Genomic DNA, 20,360 nt, shown 5'->3' on the forward strand with positions numbered 1-20,360 from the left:
ATCGCTCAATTTTTGTAAAAGCCTAAATGCGTTTAAACACAAAAAGGTCAAACGGGCTAGCATTCTTGGCTAGACGCTGTTTCAGAAAAACGTTAGTTTACTGTTTATCCTAGTTTGCTATTACTGAATCTAATGAATCGCCGTCAATTTTTGAAAACTGCTGCAATAACACCAATAGCACTGATTTTAGGTGCTAAATTTATTGCCACTTTACGCCCTTATCCATTGCAAGAGCTGCAAACGCGGCTTCGCGCCATGCAACCCGATCGGCTTATCAGCCTTGGCAGTTGGAATGTCAGTCAGATTTTTCAGCATTGCGCGCAGAGTATCCGCTATTCCATTTATGGCTATCCAGAACACTATTCGGCGCTTTTTAAGAATACCGCCGGCAAGCTGGCCTTAAATGCCTTTGCCGCAAAAGGGAGTATGCATCACCCGTTGGATGAAGTGATACCGGGGGCGCCAGCACTACAAGCCGATGTGCCAAACGATGTAGCCTTGCGCGAGCTCATGTATGAATTACAACAATTTATCAATTGGCAGGGAGAGCTGGCAGCTCATTTTGCTTATGGTAGCCTGACCAAAGCCCAGTATTACAGTGCGCATTATTTACATCTACAAAGTCACTTACAGGAAATTCAGCAAGTTTAATTGCGTAACCTTCTGTTACTTGTTTAACAAGCAACAAAAAATTAAAGCGCATTATCCCTTAATTCAAATTCACTTTGTGCTAAGCCTTTAGCAAGCGGGTCGCACTTAATTTGCACTCTAAATCCATAGAGGGTGTTATCTGCCGGATCGGGATGACCTTGCTTATTTAAGCGCAGGCTAAGTGTATTCTGACCATAAAAGTATTGTTGATTATCTGGGCTGTACTGTAGGCGAATAGCGGCGAGCTGCTCGCCAGCTAAACGCATACACTCCTCTGCACTGCTGGCCAATTGCGTTTGTGTTTGCGCGGCGATCCAGTAAATTTTATCCGCCTGGTTGAAGTGCACATTCACCGAAACACTGCCATCGGCAGCCAGGCGCTGCGCCTGACACTGTTGCTTAACACATTTAAATGCCGTCACGCTGCCAGATTCGGTCTTTCTGACATTAGAAAAATGCTGCTCTAGCAAAAGACCTGCCTGCGCTTTGTCCATACCAAGCTGCAAATGTTGCACACTAATTTGCGTTAAATCAGTCTCGGTAATTGCTGCTTTCACTGCAGGAGCATTATTGGCAACTACCGGGAAAATGCTAAGCAACAGCGATAACATCAACAATGGCAACCTGCACTGCACAGACAACATGCTTTATCTCTTTCCTAAGTACGCTAGCGTTTTACTATAGCGTAAATTGTCTGCACTTATCACCTGTCTGTAAAAAAGAACCCGTAGTAACGCAACCTTGCCCGTAACAAAAACAAACCCCGGCTAAAAAGCCGGGGTTTGGTATAAATTCGAGGCTAATCATCTCAGCCTCATCTAGCAGTAATTACTGACCTTTGATTTCGCTGCGGCCTTTATAGGGCGCTTTGCTGCCCAGCTCTTGCTCAATCCGCAATAACTGATTGTACTTAGCCACCCGATCAGAACGACATAACGAACCGGTCTTAATTTGGCCCGCGGCGGTACCTACTGCTAAATCAGCAATAAAGGCATCTTCAGTCTCACCACTACGGTGTGAGATCACCGCGGTAAAACCAGCATCTTTCGCCATTTTAATGGCTGCTAAGGTTTCGGTTAAAGAGCCAATCTGGTTAAACTTGATTAAGATCGAGTTACCAATACCTTGTTCAATACCACGGGTTAAAATTTTGGTATTAGTAACAAAAAGATCGTCACCTACCAGCTGGATCTTATTGCCAATTTTGTTGGTTAAGTCTTTCCAGCCGTCCCAATCACTTTCGTCTAAACCATCTTCAATAGACACAATAGGATAACGCTGGGTTAAGCCTGCCAGGTAATCGTTAAAGCCGTAAGAATCAAAGCTTTTATTTTCGCCACCTAGTACATATTTGCCTTCTTTATAGAATTCAGACGCGGCACAGTCCAGCGCTAAGGTTACGTCTTTATCCATTTCATAACCAGCAGCTTTTACTGCTTCAACAATCACAGATAACGCTTCTTCGTTTGATTTCAGATCCGGTGCAAAACCACCTTCATCACCCACTGCCGTGTTCAGGCCGCGTTTTTGTAACTCTTTTTTCAGGCTGTGGAAAATCTCCGCACCCATGCGCAGGGCTTCAGCGAAGGTTTTTGCGCCCACTGGCTGCACCATAAACTCTTGAATATCGACGTTATTATCGGCATGTTCGCCACCATTGATAATATTCATCATGGGTACTGGCATGCTATAAACACCAGAAGTACCATTTAAATCAGCGATATGCTGGTACAACGGGATCTTTTTATCCGCCGCCGCAGCACGGGCTACAGCTAAAGAGACCGCCAAAATAGCATTGGCACCAAGTTTAGACTTAGTTTCGGTACCGTCTAAATCGATCATCAGTTGATCAATTTCAGCTTGCAAATAGGCATTTTTGCCCACTAAGGCCGCTTGGATGGCGCCATCAATATTAGCTACCGCTTTGGTAACACCTTTACCTAAATAACGGCTTTTATCACCATCACGCAGCTCTAAAGCTTCACGTGAGCCGGTTGACGCGCCAGAAGGCGCACAGCCACGGCCCATAGCGCCGCTAGCTAAATACACATCAGCTTCAACCGTTGGGTTACCGCGTGAGTCCATAATTTCACGGGCGATAATTTTGACAATCTCTGACATAGTAGTAAGTCCCCTGTTAAAAACGAAAAAGCCGTGTACGATGTCACGGCTTGATAAAGTTATACGCGCTGCTGTTTCTGAAATTTATGCGCTGCGGCAACAAAGCTCTGAAACAGCGGGTGACCATCACGCGGTGTTGAGTTGAATTCCGGATGGAATTGTCCGGCGACAAACCAGGGATGATCTGGGATCTCTATCATTTCTACCAGCTGATTATCCGCTGATAAACCTGAAATCACCAAACCGGCCTCTTCTAATTTTGGTCGTAGGTTGTTATTCACTTCATAGCGATGACGATGCCGCTCCTGAATAACAGCCTTGCCATATATATCTCGGGCCTTAGTGTTGTCTACGAGGTTACAGTTTTGACTGCCCAGACGCATAGTGCCGCCCAAGTCAGACTTATCGGTGCGTACCTCTACTGAACCATCGGCATCACGCCATTCAGTAATCAGGCCTACTACCGGGTAAGGCGTCTCTTTATTAAACTCAGTAGAGTGCGCGCCCGGCATACCGGCAACGTTACGCGCGTATTCAATTAATGCCACCTGCATCCCTAAACAGATGCCGAGGTAAGGTACCTTGTGTTCACGGGCATATTTAGCTGCAAGAATCTTGCCCTCAACACCGCGCTCACCAAAACCACCAGGCACTAAAATACCATCAATGCCAGCAAGCACAGCCTCGCCTTTGCTTTCGACATCCTGAGAATCGATATATTTGATATTCACTGTTACACGATTTTTCAGACCGGCATGGCCTAACGCTTCGTTAACCGATTTGTAGGCATCCGGTAATTCTACATATTTGCCGACCATGCCAATGGTGATCTCACCAGTAGGATTGGACTCTTGATATAGTACCTGCTCCCACTCTACCAAATCGGCCTCTGGGGCTTCAATATAAAAACGACGGCAAACTAAATCATCCAAGCCTTGCGATTTTAACAGGGCTGGTATTTGATAAATACTGGACACGTCTTTTAACGAGATAACCGCTTTCTCTTCAACATTGGTAAAGAGGGCTATTTTAGCGCGTTCATTGGTAGGGATAGCGCGATCTGAACGACAGACCAGAATATCTGGCTGAATACCAATAGAGCGCAATTCTTTTACTGAATGCTGAGTTGGCTTGGTTTTAATTTCACCTGCCGTACCCAGGTAAGGAACCAGCGTAAGGTGCATATAAAGCGTGCGCTCCCGGCCCACTTCAGTGCCTAACTGGCGTATCGCTTCTAAGAAGGGCAAGGACTCGATATCGCCGACGGTACCGCCAATCTCGACAATAGCAATATCGTAACCTTCAGCGCCAGCCACTACCCGGTTTTTAATCTCATTAGTGATATGCGGGATAACCTGAATGGTTGCACCTAAATAATCACCACGACGCTCACGACGTAACACATCGGCATAGATACGGCCCTGAGTGAAGTTGTTCAGCTTGCTCATCTTGGTGCGGATAAAGCGCTCATAGTGCCCTAAATCCAGATCGGTCTCAGCACCATCTTCAGTGACAAAAACTTCACCATGCTGAATTGGGCTCATAGTACCCGGATCAACGTTAATATAGGGATCAAGCTTGAGAATGGTCACTTTCAGACCACGCGCTTCCAGTATCGCCGCCAATGAAGCCGCAGCAATGCCCTTACCAAGAGATGAGACAACCCCACCCGTCACAAAGATATATCGTGTTGTCATAAGACCCCAGAAACGCAGTAAAAATAAGATTAAGCCAAACAAGAAAAAGCAAAAAACTCCGGTAAGCAGGCTGTTTACTGGAAAATTAGGGCTTTAACTATTTGGTATCAGGACGGGAGGAAAGTATAGCAAAGGGCTAGGCGCTGCTCAATCTAAAGAAGCGTTTAGTCGCAACATATTTCTGTGCATCCTACATTCTTCACCGCAGCTACCATTAAGCTCCTTGCTGCTTCACCTGCTGCCACAGCGCATCCATTTCGGCTAAATCGCTTTGTGCGGGCGTTTTACCAAGCGCATTAAGTGCGTGCTCTACCAAACGAAAACGTTGTTCAAATTTGCTATTGGCCGCCCGCAATACCGCCTCTGGGTCCAACTTATGTTTACGCACGACATTGACCAGCGCAAACATTAAATCGCCGAGCTCCTCCGCAAGTTCCGGGCTAGCTGCCGCAGTTTGCTCTACTTCAAGGATTTCTTCTTTTACCTTATCCCAACAGCCGGCCACATCAGGCCAATCGAAGCCGACATTGGCACAGCGCTTTTGTAGCTTATAAGCCCGGCTTAGGGCAGGCATGGCGTTAGGAATATTATCCAGCACACTATGTTGACCAACTTGCTGGCGTTCAGCACTTTTTAGCGCTTCCCAGTTTTTTAATACCGCATCAGCATCGCTCGCGGTCACACTGCCGAAGATATGGGGATGACGTCGCTCCAACTTATCGCAAATGGCCGTTACGCAATCAGCAAATTGAAAACGCCCTTCTTCTTTAGCGATTTGCGCATAAAACACCACTTGAAATAACAGATCGCCCAGCTCATCTTTTAGCTCGTCAAAATTACCTCGAGCAATGGCATCGGCCACTTCATAAGCCTCTTCCAGGGTGTAGGGTACTATGCTGCTGTAGCTTTGCTTAAGATCCCAGGGACAGCCACTGGCCGGATCCCGTAATCGGGCCATAATATGCAGCAATCTGGCGATAGGCTCAGCCGGCATTACAGCGTCATGCCGGGCGGGCAATTGCAAAGTATTTTGTTCTCTCTCTGACACCGTTATTTTTACCTATTAATGATGGAAACGTTTAGCTTCAATAACATCGTCGATTTGACTCACTTTACTCAGCAATTTATTTAACGAGTCGAGATTATAAAGTTCCATGGTCATATTAATTACTGCGGTTTGCGCTTTGATATCGGAGCTGCTACTCATCTTGGTCACGTTGGCTTTTTCATTAGCCAGAATACTGGTGATGTCTCGCAGTAAGCCATTGCGATCATGCGCAACGATCCGGATATCCACTTCATAACCTGAAGCATATTTATCGCCCCAGGTCGCATCCACCACCCGTTCCGGGTGTGCATCCAATAGGGTTTTAAACTGGTCACAATCATCCCGGTGAATAGCGATACCGCGGCCTTGGGTGATATAACCGATAATGGCATCGCCCGGCAGTGGCTGGCAGCACCCCGCCATATGAGTAAGTAAGTTCCCCACGCCCTGCACCACCACATCACTTTTTACTTTAGGGCTGGGCAGTGGCTTGGTTTTTAAACGTGGATCAATTTCTGGCAGCTCATGCTTCGGACTTTGGCTCTGGATAAAGTGCACCACCTGAGTCACTTTTATCTCGCCACCACCAATGCCTACTAATAGCTCGTCCATACTATTTACATTAAACCGCGCTAGCACCTTCGTTGGGTGTTCCAGCACTAAGTTTAAGCGGTTTAGTTCAGCATCTAATAATTCACGGCCAGCCAGCAAGTTTTTATCCCGATCTTGTAACCGAAACCAGTACTGTACCTTAGAACGGGCCCGACTGGATTTCAGATAGCCCAAATTGGGGTTTAACCAATCCCGGCTGGGGTTAGGCTCACGCCCGGTGAGGATCTCAACCTGATCGCCGGTTTTTAATTGATAAGTAAAAGGGACTATCCGGCCAGAGATTTTGGCACCAATGCAACGATGACCAACATTAGAATGCACATAATAAGCAAAATCGAGCGGCGTTGAGCCTATTGGTAAGTCAACAATATCGCCTTTCGGGGTAAACACATAAACCCGATCTTCAATAACCTGGGTCCGTAACTCTTCAGCCAGATCGGTACCATCGGCTAAATCTTCCTGCCACTGCAACAGTTTACGTAACCAGCCAATTTTCTCATCATTGGCAGCGGTCTTACCGGCAGTCCCACCTTCTTTATAACGCCAGTGCGCCGCCACGCCTAACTCAGATTCTTCGTGCATTTGTCGGGTACGGATCTGAATCTCGATGGGTCGACCTTGCGGCCCCACCACCACAGTATGAATAGACTGATAGCCATTTTGTTTCGGCGTAGCAATATAGTCATCAAACTCTTTCGGAAGATGACGCCAGCCGGTGTGCACTATCCCTAGCGCAGCATAACAGTCTTGCACCCGCTCGGTAACAATACGTACCGCACGGATATCGTAAAGCTGTTCGAAGGGCAGCTGCTTTTTCTGCATCTTCTTCCAGATACTAAAGATATGTTTCGGCCGACCATAAATCTCAGCCTGCAGCTGCGCGTCCTGCATTTTCTGCCGCACGGCAGTCACAAAATCTTGCATGTATTGTTCACGATCCAGCCGCCGCTCTTCCAGTAAAGTGGCTACCTGCTTGTAGGTTTGCGGATGCAAATAGCGAAAGGCTAAGTCCTCCAACTCCCATTTTAATTGACCAATTCCTAACCTATTCGCCAGTGGCGCAAAAATCGCATTGGTCTCTTTAGCGGCCAGAACCCGGGTTTCTTCATCAGCGTTCTTTACATCACGTAAATAGCAAATTTGTGCCGCCAGCTTAATCACCACCGCTCGCACATCTTCTACCATGGCCAACAGCATACGACGTAAGTTATCCGCTTGCTGGCTATCGGCGCCTTGTTTCACACTGGTAGGAATAGTTCGAATCGCTTCCATTTGCTGGACTGACGTTAACAGCGCACTGACCGGCTGAGAAAAATTGCCTGCAATTAACACCAGTTCTAGCAAGCCGGCTTCAAAAGCCGGAAATAATAAAGAAGCAATCAGCGAGTCTTGATCCATTTTCAGCTCAGCAAGGATCTCCACCATTTCCCAACCGGTGCGAACTTGCGCCACTTCATCATCAAGCTGCTGTTGTTTTAGCCAAGCCGCACACTCGAGCAAGGCGCTAATTTTTTTGTCTGACAGACCTAGCGAGCACAACCACTCTATCGTCTCACCACCATGGTAGCCACTGCTATGTGACTGGCGAACCCTAACCATGCTTTGTCCTCATTTAATTGCGCCGAACAGCCTCAGTTGCCGTTCGATTTAAGTGCGTGTCATCATTAATGACGACTGAATAGTGCCATAAGTTCCAAATGACCGGTATGGGGAAACATATCTATGCCAGAAATTTTTTGCAACTGGTAACCTGCATTAAGTAAAACCTTCGCATCTCTGGCAAAGGTCGCCGCATTGCAAGACACGTACAATATTTGTGCCGGTTTTAAATGCACCAACTGCGGCATAGCACCTTCTGCACCAGCACGGGCTGGATCCAATACCACTTTTTGATATATCGGCTGATGCCATTCGGCTTTGCCCCAAGGTAAATGCAAATCCGCTTGCCAAAACTGAACATTACTCAACTGGTTAAGCTGAGCATTGGCCGTAGCTTGCTGCACCATTTTTGTTAAACCTTCAACACCATGCACTTTTTTGGCTCGCTTAGCTAAAGCCAAACTAAAATTCCCCATCCCCGCATACAGATCCAAGATACAATCATCAGCCGTGGGAGCGAGCCAATCAAGAGCCTGAGTCACCATCTTCTGATTTAACAGAGCATTCACCTGAATAAAATCATCTGCGGCAAAAGCCAAGGTTAGCTGCTGCTCGGCTAAGGGATAAGTTGGCGCAGCAGCCCCCGCTTGCCAGTAGTTCAGCTCGCCCGCTGTTGCCTCACCAATCCATATAGCTTCTGGCCAAGCATCAATAAAGGCTTGTTGCTGCTCTGACGTTAATGGGGCAGTGTGACGAATAACCACATAGGCCTGTCCATCGGCATCTATAACCTCAGCATGGGTAATAATAGCAGGCTGAGGCAAGCTCGCAACGACCTGCTTTAACACCGTAAAAATAGGTGATAATACCGGGCTTAATACCGCGCAAGTGTTGATCGAGGTCAGCTCTTTACTTGCTGCCTGTCGAAAACCAACTACCACCTTACGCTGTTTTTTATCGAACCACACACCAATACGGGCTTTACGCCGATAGCCTTGTTCTGGCCCACTTATTATCGGCTGCCAGGGTAAATCAGCCAGGCCAGTTTGATGACGCAGTAGTTCATCTACACCTTGTTGCTTTAACTTGGCTTGTTCTGGTGCAGCCAGATGTTGTAATTGACAACCGCCACAACGTTCATAATGACCACAGAAAGGCGTTACCCTCAGCGGACTGGTGGTTAGTACCTGTTCGGTGCGGGCTTTTAAAAAACCAGCCTTATCTTCAGTGACACGTACCAGCACTTGTTCACCAGGTAAAGCACCAGTGATAAACACAATTTTTTGCTGATAGCGGCTAATACCGTTAGCTTCATAGTCAGAGCGCTCTACTAGCAGTTTAAGTTGCTGACCAGTGCGCTGAGCATTTTGTTTAGGTTTATATAGCATTACCATTCGTAACAGGTCTTATAGGCATTTGGTAGTTGATGTGTCATTATGACATGGCTGAGCTTAATTGTAACAAGTGCCGTGCCCTGATGAAGAAAATTGGTTTACGCTTTTGGTTAATCTTGTGCAGTGTACTACCTGCCCTGTTGGTAGCTTTACTGCTTGGTAGCTATTTTAATAGCAAACAACAACAGGACAGTGAACAACATCTGCGCGAAAGAGCGGCCAATATTGCCCTTTCCCTGGCTATTAGCAGCCAGCAATTATTGCAACAACAAGAGTCAGCCGCCATCCAGTCGTTATTGGAGCAGGCTCACCGGTTGAATTCGCCGCTGGTTATTAGCATTTCGCTGTTTAACGCCGAGGGAGAATTACTGCTAACCAGCAATAGTCAGCATAATTTAAGCAACGAAGCTTTTCACCAACAAACTAAAAAACCAAACCAACTGAGCTACCTGAATCAACAGCAACATTTATTGGTATATCAACCATTATTAAAAACGCATCCTTTGCGCGAAGCAGCGCCAGGCTACCTACTGTTACAGTTTGAGCAACAACAACTTCTGCTGCAACAACAGATAAGCCTGCTTCACAGTGGTTTGTTAATTGCCGTTGTCTTGATCCTGGCTTTATGTCTGGCCTTGTTCCTAATCCAAAAGCTACAACCTGAGCTACATCGGATAAAAAGGCAAATGCAACAACTGATGGATGGTCAATACCGGGTACGTTCTTATCCGCTGAGTATTCGCGAAATGGACCTTTTGCAAGCAGGGGTGCTGCAACTGGCTGAGCGTTTGGCCAGGTTAGAGCAAGAGATGCAACAAAATATCGAACAAGTGACCAGCGATTTACAACAAAGCATGGAACAGCTGGAAATTCAAAATATCCAACTCGATTTTGCTAAACGAAAAGCCCTGGAAGATAACCGGCAAAAATCAGATTTCTTAGCCAAAATGAGCCATGAGCTGCGCACCCCACTCAACGCCGTTATCGGCTTTACCCGGCAACTACTAAAAACACCACTAAGCCATCATCAAAGCGATTACCTGCATACCATCCAAAAATCCGCCAACAGTTTATTAAACCTGGTAAATGATGTCCTCGATTTCTCCCGGCTGGAGGAAGGCCGGATGTCAATTAATCCAGAACCTTTCTCACTGCGCGATACCCTCAATGACGCCACAGAATTACTGGCCGCAAATGCGTTTGATAAACAATTAGAACTTGTCTTAGTGTTTGAACCTGAGTGCCCAGATGATGTTATTGCAGATCCTGCCAGGATCAATCAGGTGTTAATGAATATCGCCGGTAATGCCATTAAGTTCACGGAACACGGGAGTATCGTGATTAAAGTGGATGCTATCCCGTTAAACGAAGAGCAACTGGTGCTCCATATTTCGGTAAAAGACACCGGAAGGGGAATTAGTGAAGAAAAACAAGGTCGCTTGTTCGATGGCATAGCTCCGATTGAACAAAACGATCAACAAACCGGCTCAGGTCTGGGTTTATTAATTTCCAAAAGACTAGTGCAAGCGATGCAAGGCAATATTGGCTTCGAGAGTAAGCCTGGCGAAGGTTCTACCTTTTGGTTCACCATTAAATGCCAGCGTCATCAATTATCGGTGGCCGAACCCTTACCGTTAGAACTACTGGAACATAAAACGGTATTGTACTTTGAGCCACAACAGTATTCCCGCGAAGCTACCCTGCAACTGTTAACCAGTTGGGGCTTACAGGTAACAGTTTGTGCCACCAAGGGGCAGTTGCAACAAGCACTCAATCAGAATCCGCATTACGATATCGGCCTTGTCGGTCGAGCGGTCGCAATAAACCAGGTCAATGATATTATTTTGCTGGTACAGCGCTTAAAGACTTATTGTGAATATGTGTATCTGCTGGTAAATACCTTATCCCCCAACTTACGTGAGGCCTTACTCAGCTCGGGTGCGAGTGCCTGTTTGCCTAAACCAGCCCATATGCGCAAACTAGCGATGTCCATCGCCTTTCCTTATACCCAACCTAATGAGCTGCGGACGGAAGCAACTAACACTCTGCTCTATCCATTAAAAGTATTAACAGTAGATGACAACGAAGCTAACTTAAAATTGATAAATACGTTGTTACGTGAGCAGGTGCAATCACTCGATTCAGCTAGAGATGGCGCGGAAGCCTGGCAAAAAACCACTCAGCATGTTTATGACATTATTTTTATGGATATCAACATGCCTGTTCTGGATGGCATCACTGCATGCCAACGGATCAGACAAAGCTCTCTTAATGAGCAAACACCGATTATTGCCGTGACCGCACATGCGATGGATGGCGAGAGAGCCCGTTTGATAAGTCTGGGCTTTAGCGAGTTTTTAACTAAGCCACTCGACGAAAAAATGCTGCACTACACCTTACATGAATTTTGTCAGATACAAAAAAACAGTCAGAATCAGCAAGGCACTGCTACCGAAGCAACGCCTTTAATTGACTGGGACCTGGCTTTACAGCGTGCTGCAGGAAAACCAGAGCTGGCTCAAGAGATGTTGCTGCTATTAATTAAATCGTTACCGCAATCGGATAAACAAATTCGTCAGGCGATTACCGACAATGATCAACAAGTACTGCTACATGCGCTGCATAAACTTCATGGTGCTTGCTGTTACACCGGTGTACCTCGTCTAAAAAATTTGCTGGAAGCGCTGGAAACCCAATTAAAAAAAGGCGCCAGTATTAAACTACTGGAGCCAGAATTATATGAGCTGGATGATGTGATTCAGATGTTGTTAGAAGCCGATACCAATATGCCAGAACCGCTGATTCAAGCTTCCAGTATCACCGTGGCGCAAGCATAGGCTTGCTCGTCGCTGATACTGAGCCACACCGCACTGACTCCCATCTGTGCCGCCAATTCAGCAGCATAACCACTTAAGGTTAGCTCTGGCTTGCCGTAAGCATCATTGCTTATCTCAAAGTGTTGAAAAGAGACACCGCGGCCAATACCGGTACCCAGTGCCTTAGCGGCGGCCTCCTTGGCCGCAAACCGTTTAGCAAAGTAACGGTCGGGTTGAGAATGTTGCCCGTACTCACTCTGCTCAAACGCTGTAAGCACCCGTTGCACCAAGCGCGGGCTTTGCTGCAAGCTATGACTAATACGTGCGATCTCGATAATATCTGTACCGAGGCCACGAATAGCCATCAGCGCCGAGCCTCCACCATCAAACGCTTCATTTCAGCCACTGCTGGGCCTAAACCTGTAAAAATAGCGCGAGCGATAATGGCATGACCGATATTCAGTTCATACATTTCTGGGATAGCCGCTATAGGCTGCACATTATGGTAATGTAAACCATGTCCCGCATTAACAATTAGCCCAAGCGATGAAGCATAGGCCGCAGCTGCAGCAATCCGCGCTAACTCTGCCTGCTGCACAGCCGCTTGCGTTGCTTCTGCATACTTACCGGTATGGATTTCAATATAGGGTGCACCGCTTGCTGCAGCAGCTTCGATTTGCTTTTTATCCGCATCAATAAACAGAGACACCAAAATATCAGCCTCTTTTAACTGTGTTACGGCATCAGCAATACGGCTCAGTTGACCCGCGACCTCCAAACCGCCCTCCGTTGTCAGCTCTGCCCGTTTCTCTGGTACTAAACAACTAAAATGTGGCTGCAACTTGCAGGCGATAGCTAACATTTCATCTGTTACGGCCATTTCAAAATTTAGTCGGGTGGCGATAGTATCTCGCAGAATAAATACATCGCGATCAATAATATGGCGACGATCTTCCCGTAGATGCACAGTAATGCCATCTGCGCCCGCTTGCTCAGCCATTAGCGCGGCATGCACTGGCTCAGGATAGTAAGTGCCACGGGCATTACGTACCGTAGCGACATGGTCAATATTAACCCCTAAATAAATTGCGCTCATTTATTGCTCCATTACGACGACGAGGCCGATGACGGTTTAACCTTGACAAGTTGGCTAAACAACGCCCGGCTAGCCAGTGGTTTTTCACCCAATAAGGGCGTTAATAGTTGTCGACTAAGTTGTTTGGCCGCGAGCAAAACGCCTTGCTGCTGCCAATCAGCCGCAGCTATCGCCAACAGCAGTTGGCCTTGCCAGCAGTCACCAGCCAGCTTTGTACATGGCTTGCTAAGGCTGAGATCAGCTGTTGCAGCAATAAAGCCTTGCTCTGGCAGATAATGATAATAGTACTCTGGTTGAATTGGCTGTTGCATAGCATCATATTGCCAGTCCGGCAACACCCCAAGCTCTGCCAGCAGCGCGAATTCAAATTGGCGCAGACAGGGCTCCAATAACTCGGGTTGCTGCTGTGCCTGAGCAAGCGCTGTTAGTGCCGCCTGATAATGCGTAAATAACCATTCTGAGGCGAGATCTGCCGGCCAAAGTCGGCAAATTAGCTCATTAATATAGATACCACTAAATAACACCTTACCATTAAACACATAAGCAGGGGCTTGCTCTTCTAACTGTCTTACCGTTTGCAAATTGCTGCGTCCGACCAAAGCTACGGAGAAGAGCTGAAATGGCTGTAAGGCCCGATGCTGTTTACCGCTGCGGCGGCGAATCACCGCCGTTAAGCGACCTTGCTCTGGCAATAGCAGTTGTAAAAATAGCTTATCTTCCTGATAGGGACGGCTGTGCAAAATATAGGCAGGCCATAAGTTGCCGTCCATAATGGCGGTTAGTCTTCGCCGTAACCAAGACTTCGCAGGGCTCGTTCATCATCAGCCCAGCCAGATTTAACCTTCACCCATACCTGCAGAAATACCGGAGCATCTAGCATATCCGCCATATCAAGTCGGGCTTCAGTGGCGATTTGTTTAATACGTTCGCCTTTATTACCGATCACCATCCTTTTCTGGCTTTCGCGCTCTACCAATACTAAGGCCGCGATATGAAAATGCTTCTCTTCCCATTTAAAGCGCTCAATTTCCACCGTTACGGCATACGGCAGCTCATCACCTAGAAAGCGCATCAATTTCTCACGAACAATTTCAGCCGCCATAAAACGCTGTGAGCGATCAGTAATATAATCGTCTGGAAAGAAAAACTCGCATGGTGGCAATTGTTGTTGAACCACTTTACGTAGTGCCGTTACATTATCTCCGGTTTCAGCGGAGAGAGGCACTACATCTAAAAAGTTTAATTGGCTACCAAGCCATTGCAGATGTGGCAATAACTCTGCTTTATCTTTGTATAAATCGACTTTATTCACCACCAAAATGACCGGCTTTTTCGCCGCAATCAGTTTGTTCAGCACCATTTGATCATCATCATGCCAGCGGGTACCTTCCACCACAAAAAGTACAAACTCAACATCAAGAATTGAAGATGCGGCAGCTTTATTCATTAACCGATTAATGGCCCGCTTCTCTTCGATATGTAAGCCAGGTGTATCCACATAAACCGTTTGAAAATTTTCTTGGGTATCAATACCGACAATGCGATGACGGGTGGTTTGCGGTTTTTTTGAGGTGATACTGACTTTTTGCCCAACCAACTTGTTAAGCAGCGTTGATTTACCGACATTCGGCCGGCCCACAATAGCCACCAGGCCAGCATAGGTAGTAACAACGCTAGTGTTATCTGTCATCTTTAATCTTTTCCAGTGCATACTGAGCAGCATCCTGCTCAGCTTTACGCCGGGATGAGCCGGTCGCAGTAATAGGTGCCATACCCGGCACGGTGCAACGTACCGTAAAGGTTTGCTGGTGTGCTTCGCCAACAGTGGCAATCACATCATAAGTGGGCAAAGGTTTGCGCAAACCTTGTAAATACTCTTGTAACAAGGTCTTCGAATCTTTCTGTTGCCCCGGAGTGATCTCATTTAAACGCTGCTCAAACCATAGCATAATCTGTGCTTTACATGCTGTCATGCCACTATCTAAATAAATAGCGCCAATAATAGCTTCCAGCGCATCGGCTAAAATGGACTCGCGGCGAAAACCACCGCTTTTTAACTCCCCTGGCCCTAGGCGTAAAAATTCAGATAACCCTAATTCTTGCGCAATAGAGGCTAAAGTCACCCCTTTCACCAACGAAGAACGCATACGGGTCAAATCGCCCTCACGAGTTTCCGGAAACCGGGCAAACAACGCTTCGGCGATAACTAAACCTAACAACGCATCACCTAAAAACTCTAAACGCTCGTTATGTTGCCCCTTACAGCTACGATGTGTTAACGCCTGCTCCAACAAAGCAGGCTCTTGAAACTGATAACCTATTTTTCGCATCAAAGACGCTAATGGTTTTTGCATAACTTACTCTTAATGGATCCTACCCAAACGTCCAAAGCGAACGCCAACCGGCACCCAGCGAGGTAACCAGCTGTTAGGATCTTCACTAAATTCAAAACTCATCCAGATAAATACAGCTTTACCCACCATATTATCCTCGGGTACAAAGCCCCAATTGCGGCTATCCTGACTATTATCCCTATTGTCACCCATCACAAAATAATGGCCTTGAGGCACAATAAATTCGTCAATGGCCGTGTTAGGCTGCCGATAATAATCACGCAGCATCTCCGGACGCATCGGGGTGGTAAGAATATTATGGCTAACGTCGCCAAGCTGCTCTATGTAGCGGCGCTGCGGCATAGTGCCCATAAAATACTCTGCTTCGGCCTGAAACGCTTGCGATATGGGTTCTAACTCACCGCAACCGGTGGTTTGGCCATCTTGACAAGCCTGCTCAATATACAGCTGCTTCTCACGGTAAATAATACGATCACCCGGTAAGCCGATAACCCGCTTTATATAATCAAGGCGTGGGTCAAGCGGATACTTGAAGACTGCAACATCACCACGCTCAGGCGAGTTATTGTGCCAAAGCGTTTTACGCCATACCGGATCTTTAACATCGTAAGAAAACTTTTCCACCAGGATAAAATCACCCACCAACAAGGTTGGAATCATTGAACCGGTGGGGATCTGAAAAGGCTCATATAAAAACGAGCGCAATATCATAATACCGGCGACCAAAGGAAAAATGGATTTCGCGGTTTCTATGATGGCAGGCTCTTTCAGGAACTCCTGCTGAGCCTCCTCTGGAAGAGGGTTTGCCGCTTGCGCACTAGCCAATGCTTGCTTACGTTTTGGTGCTAGTACCAATGCATCCAGCAACCATATTAATCCACATGCCAGCGTAAGCAGCACCAGAAAAATTGCAAAATAACCTGCCATTAAGCGTCCTTAATAATTCACCGGGTTTACTTACCCACTTTCAGAATAGCCAAGAAGGCTTCTTGTGGTACTTCCACATTACCGACCTGTTTCATCCGCTTTTTACCGTCTTTTTGTTTTTGTAGTAACTTTTTCTTCCGGCTAATATCACCACCGTAACATTTCGCTAAGACGTTTTTCCGCATTTGCTTAATCGTCGTTCTGGCAATAACGTGATTGCCGATAGCAGCCTGAATAGCGATATCGAACATCTGCCGCGGAATCAGCTCTTTTAGCTTCTCCGCCAATTGCCGGCCGCGGCCCTGGGCAAAATCGATATGGCTGATAATAGCCAAAGCATCAACCCGCTCACCGTTAATCAAAATATCAACGCGTTGCATATTTGAAGTTTGGAAGCGTTTAAAGCTGTAATCGAGTGACGCATAACCGCGGCTGGTCGATTTTAAGCGATCGAAGAAATCCATCACCACTTCTGCCATTGGCAGTTCATAGACGACAGCAACCTGACGCCCATGGTAGCTCATATTAACCTGAGTACCGCGCTTCTCGATACAAAGGGTAATAACGTTACCCAGATATTCTTGCGGCACCAGTATATGTGCTTCCACTATAGGCTCACGAATTTCATCAATATCGTTAACTGCAGGAAGAGCGCTCGGATTATCAACCAATATGGTTTCACCATTTTTCTTAACGACTTCATACACCACCGTTGGCGCAGTAGTGATCAAATCCAGGTCATATTCACGTTCTAAGCGTTCCTGAATAATTTCCATGTGCAGCATGCCGAGGAAACCAATACGGAAACCAAAGCCCAGTGCACCTGAGTTCTCTGGCTCATAAAACAAAGAGGAGTCATTTAGGCTTAACTTGGCTAAGGCATCACGGAAATCTTCATAATCATCGCTGGAAACCGGGAATACACCTGCATAAACCTGCGGCTTAATGCGTTTAAAACCGGGTAATGGTTTTTCCGCACTGTTTTTTGCCAGGGTTAAGGTATCACCAACCGGTGCGCCTTTAATTTCTTTGATACCAGCAATAATAAAGCCTACTTCACCGGTTTTTAACTCGCCAGTATTGGTGGCTTTCGGGCTAAATACCCCTACTTTATCCACTTCATACGTTTGGCCAGTCGACATCACCTTGATCTTATCTTTAGCTTTGATGCTGCCATGTTTAACGCGGACCAGTGACACGACACCCTGATAGGCATCAAACCAGGAATCGATAATTAATGCTTGTGTTGGTGCATCTGGCTCGCCCTCTGGGCAAGGTACTTGCCTAACAATAGTTTCCAGAACATCTTTAATGCCTAAACCGGTCTTGGCAGAACATTGCACCGCACCTATCGCTTCGATACCAATAATATCTTCAATTTCTTCTGATACACGATCTGGCTCAGCCTGCGGCAAATCGATTTTATTCAGTACCGGGATAACTTCCAGATTCATTTCCAACGCGGTATAGCAGTTGGCAACGGTTTGCGCTTCTACGCCTTGCCCCGCATCGACCACCAATAAAGCGCCTTCACAAGCAGCCAGCGAACGACTAACCTCATAGGTAAAGTCGACGTGACCGGGTGTATCGATAAAGTTCAGCTGGTACGTATTACCATCATCTGCTTTATAGTACAAAGTCACGCTTTGCGCTTTAATGGTAATACCACGTTCACGTTCCAGATCCATCGAATCCAGTACCTGCTGCTGCATTTCACGATCGCTTAAGCCACCACAAAACTGGATCAAGCGATCTGACAGCGTCGATTTACCATGGTCAATGTGGGCAATAATAGAGAAGTTTCTGATATGTTCGAGTTTTGGCATGTTATCCGCAAAAAACTGAGCGCATGGCCGCCGACGCTATAAGCTCAAAGCAAAAGACTGGCAGCTGACAATGCAGGTTATTAACAATAATTAGCGCGAATTGTACTCTATCCGGCAGCAGCTTGCTACGGTTGTTGCGCGTCACTCACTGCGTTAGTCACCTTTAGCTGCGATAGCACACGCAGAATTTGCACAGGCTCTTGCTGTTGCTGCACCTTATTGTTGTATAAGCGTGCTAAAAAAAAGCCAAAAGCAGCAGACAGAGCAGCAGAAAGTAATAACCACCCCTCAGCAGGTTGCCATAACGACTGCAGCATTAATAGCGTGGTCAGCATTAAGATAAGCGGGAGCAAATATACCATTAAGGCCGCTAAAACTAAGCCTTGCTCGGCTACGCCTATTTGCACTTGTTCACCAGGTAACAAATTAAGTGGTGTTTTCACAAAAAAACGGTTTTGTCGCGGGGTGAAGGTTTTCGCCACTATGCCCGTGCCACAGTCCTGACTAACATTGCAGCTATTGCAACTACCAGCCGGCGTTGTTACCAACCAAACGCCAGCACTTTCATTGGCAACGACAGTGGCTATTTCTTCTACCATAAGCTCACCAATTTAACGCTAAGCAATTAGCGCACTGAAGCAGCTAAGCGCTGCGCGGTATCAACGCTGATAGGGCCAATAACAGTAACATCAAGCTGCGGATCAGACTGTACATAGATGGTGACGGCACCGTCACGGTAGGCTTGGGTTGGTAAGCGATGACTACGCTGCACAAATACAGAGACCTGGTGTAAACCGTCACTTAGCAACCAATAGCTCAACACTTCTGGTTCCAACTGCGGTACTTGCAGTGGCTCTGGCACAATCTGAAAACCCGAAGGCAACCAGCCTAACTGATGTTGTTGCGGCTGTTGCACCTTTACCTCTACAGGTAAAGCTAGCGGTAAGGTCACCTTCATTAACTGAGCCAAATTATCAGGCATCTCCGGCGTAATACGTAAGTGCGTGATCTGCCAGATCTCTAATGCCTTGTTTTCACTACGCAAGTGTTGCTCGGCTAAGGTGTCGATACGTAACGGAAAGCCAGTTTCAACGTCTATCCACAACCAGTAATGATAACGCTCGTCAGTGATTGCTGATAATCGTAACAACTGGGCGCTGCGACCATGAATAACTGAACTACTGCCGGCAACGGCATTATACAGGGTACGAATAAGTGCAGGTTCTTCAAATAATAAGGCAGGCAACTCTTTAATACTATCGCCGTGAGTGACTAAAGACGGCCGTTCGCTAATCAGGTAGTAAATTTGCTGATCGCGTCGAACAATATCAACACCATCAGCAAACATAGGGATCAGATGCTCAATCTCAGCAGCATCATCACGGCCGTGTAGCCAACGATAGGTTTCTGCCTGCCCGCCTTTGAGCACAACAAAAGACACATCAAAATTGTGCTGTCTAACGCTCTGTTGGGCTTTGTTGAATAAAGCCCAACCAGTCTCATCGGCACTTGCCGGCTGTAAAATACTTAGCACGACGATACTACAGATGCCAAACAGCCATTTCATCATTTAATGCTCACGATTTTCCTGCTCTGGATGGGCAGTGTTATGCTGCACATCGGTTACCCGAACTTGCTGGCGGTGCGCTTGCAGTAACGCCTGTAGCCGACGTTGTTGTTCTTGCATAGCTTGCTGTTCTTGTGCCTCAAAGCGGCTGTCTACCGATGTTTGGCTTAAACTAACTGGAATAGCAAAACCGGCAACAGGTCTGGTTTGCAGTATCGGCGCTGGCATTGCCAGTTCCTGCTCTAAGGGCTGTTGATACTGCTGCACACCAAATACCGCAACTAACGCGACACTAGCGGCAATAGCACCATGCGCTGCAGGTTTAAACCATTCAGCATTAGCAGCCTGACGTATGGAACCTTTAATTCTTTGCATCAAGCCAGCTTGATTCTGTAACTGATAAATTGGCTCATCAGCCAGTAAATTAGCTAAACCATCGCTGAAATCCGCGGGCAGTACACTATCGCTTTCATTACGCAGCACAGCACCCACCAGTTGGTAACGCTGCAGTGTTTGCTGCAATTCAGGCTGCTGTAACAACGCTGAGAGTTGCTCTGGCGTAACTTGCTGATTATCTGCGGCTTGTGATAGCCATTCGTGCTTGTCTGACAACATAAAGTTTCCTGTCAAATAGTCTTGTTCGGTTTAGGTT

At 46.8% G+C, this 20,360-nt stretch carries 18 protein-coding genes; 2 read left to right on the plus strand and 16 right to left on the minus strand.

Annotation, left to right across the window (positions count from 1 at the left end):
* Positions 1-132 precede the first annotated feature (132 nt).
* Positions 133-651, plus strand: a complete 519-nt coding sequence (locus tag IE163_RS06195; RefSeq protein WP_189431312.1) for a DUF1569 domain-containing protein — start codon at positions 133-135, stop codon at positions 649-651.
* Between the two features lie 41 nt (positions 652-692).
* On the opposite strand, the gene IE163_RS06200 is transcribed toward IE163_RS06195, so the two are convergent.
* From IE163_RS06200 to rlmD, 6 genes are all read right to left on the minus strand, one after another.
* Positions 693-1,295 carry a hypothetical protein gene (locus tag IE163_RS06200; protein ID WP_189431314.1) on the minus strand — a complete coding sequence of 201 codons (603 nt, stop codon included), beginning with the start codon at positions 1,293-1,295 and terminating at the stop codon, positions 693-695.
* 184 nt (positions 1,296-1,479) lie between these two features.
* Positions 1,480-2,772, minus strand: coding sequence for a phosphopyruvate hydratase (gene eno / locus IE163_RS06205; RefSeq protein ID WP_189431316.1), 1,293 nt, complete (start codon positions 2,770-2,772; stop codon positions 1,480-1,482).
* Between the two features lie 59 nt (positions 2,773-2,831).
* On the minus strand, positions 2,832-4,469 hold the full coding sequence (gene pyrG / locus IE163_RS06210; protein ID WP_189431318.1) for a CTP synthase: 1,638 nt from the start codon (positions 4,467-4,469) through the stop codon (positions 2,832-2,834).
* Positions 4,470-4,683: 214 nt separating this feature from the next.
* Positions 4,684-5,463: a nucleoside triphosphate pyrophosphohydrolase gene (gene mazG / locus IE163_RS06215; RefSeq protein WP_189431677.1), complete on the minus strand. Its 780-nt coding sequence runs from the start codon at positions 5,461-5,463 to the stop codon at positions 4,684-4,686.
* A gap of 69 nt (positions 5,464-5,532) precedes the next feature.
* Positions 5,533-7,728 (minus strand): GTP diphosphokinase, encoded by a 2,196-nt coding sequence (gene relA / locus IE163_RS06220; protein ID WP_189431320.1) that lies wholly within the window; start codon positions 7,726-7,728, stop codon positions 5,533-5,535.
* A gap of 65 nt (positions 7,729-7,793) precedes the next feature.
* Complete coding sequence (gene rlmD, locus IE163_RS06225) at positions 7,794-9,116, minus strand: 23S rRNA (uracil(1939)-C(5))-methyltransferase RlmD (RefSeq protein ID WP_229833452.1); 1,323 nt, start codon at positions 9,114-9,116, stop codon at positions 7,794-7,796.
* 89 nt (positions 9,117-9,205) lie between these two features.
* Between rlmD and IE163_RS06230 the strand changes: the two genes are divergently transcribed.
* Positions 9,206-11,959 (plus strand): response regulator, encoded by a 2,754-nt coding sequence (locus IE163_RS06230; protein WP_189431324.1) that lies wholly within the window; start codon positions 9,206-9,208, stop codon positions 11,957-11,959.
* Here IE163_RS06230 and acpS read toward each other — a convergent pair.
* The 10 genes from acpS to IE163_RS06280 form a co-directional block, all read right to left on the minus strand.
* The gene (gene acpS, locus IE163_RS06235) at positions 11,926-12,303 is read right to left on the minus strand and encodes a holo-ACP synthase (RefSeq protein WP_189431326.1); all 378 of its coding nucleotides are present in this window, start codon (positions 12,301-12,303) and stop codon (positions 11,926-11,928) included. The two genes, IE163_RS06230 and acpS, sit on opposite strands and share 34 nt — an antisense overlap.
* Positions 12,303-13,034, minus strand: a complete 732-nt coding sequence (gene pdxJ, locus IE163_RS06240; protein WP_189431328.1) for a pyridoxine 5'-phosphate synthase — start codon at positions 13,032-13,034, stop codon at positions 12,303-12,305. The genes acpS and pdxJ overlap by 1 nt, the downstream gene beginning before the upstream one ends.
* Positions 13,035-13,045: 11 nt before the next feature.
* On the minus strand, positions 13,046-13,804 hold the full coding sequence (recO, locus tag IE163_RS06245) for a DNA repair protein RecO (RefSeq protein WP_189431329.1): 759 nt from the start codon (positions 13,802-13,804) through the stop codon (positions 13,046-13,048).
* Positions 13,805-13,812: 8 nt separating this feature from the next.
* Positions 13,813-14,724, minus strand: coding sequence for a GTPase Era (gene era, locus IE163_RS06250; protein WP_189431331.1), 912 nt, complete (start codon positions 14,722-14,724; stop codon positions 13,813-13,815).
* Positions 14,714-15,388, minus strand: coding sequence for a ribonuclease III (gene rnc, locus IE163_RS06255; RefSeq protein ID WP_189431333.1), 675 nt, complete (start codon positions 15,386-15,388; stop codon positions 14,714-14,716). Before rnc ends, era begins: the two co-directional genes overlap by 11 nt.
* A gap of 9 nt (positions 15,389-15,397) precedes the next feature.
* Entirely contained in the window at positions 15,398-16,315 is a 918-nt protein-coding gene (gene lepB / locus IE163_RS06260) for a signal peptidase I (protein WP_189431335.1), read from the minus strand.
* A gap of 26 nt (positions 16,316-16,341) precedes the next feature.
* Positions 16,342-18,141: a translation elongation factor 4 gene (gene lepA / locus IE163_RS06265; protein ID WP_189431337.1), complete on the minus strand. Its 1,800-nt coding sequence runs from the start codon at positions 18,139-18,141 to the stop codon at positions 16,342-16,344.
* A 125-nt stretch (positions 18,142-18,266) separates the two neighbouring features.
* Positions 18,267-18,740: a SoxR reducing system RseC family protein gene (locus IE163_RS06270; protein WP_189431339.1), complete on the minus strand. Its 474-nt coding sequence runs from the start codon at positions 18,738-18,740 to the stop codon at positions 18,267-18,269.
* Between the two features lie 26 nt (positions 18,741-18,766).
* Positions 18,767-19,711, minus strand: a complete 945-nt coding sequence (locus IE163_RS06275; protein ID WP_189431341.1) for a MucB/RseB C-terminal domain-containing protein — start codon at positions 19,709-19,711, stop codon at positions 18,767-18,769.
* Positions 19,712-20,323: a sigma-E factor negative regulatory protein gene (locus IE163_RS06280; protein ID WP_189431343.1), complete on the minus strand. Its 612-nt coding sequence runs from the start codon at positions 20,321-20,323 to the stop codon at positions 19,712-19,714.
* Between the last annotated feature and the right edge of the window lie 37 nt (positions 20,324-20,360).

The sequence above is a fragment of the Alishewanella longhuensis genome (assembly GCF_014653435.1).
Classification (GTDB): domain Bacteria; phylum Pseudomonadota; class Gammaproteobacteria; order Enterobacterales; family Alteromonadaceae; genus Alishewanella; species Alishewanella longhuensis.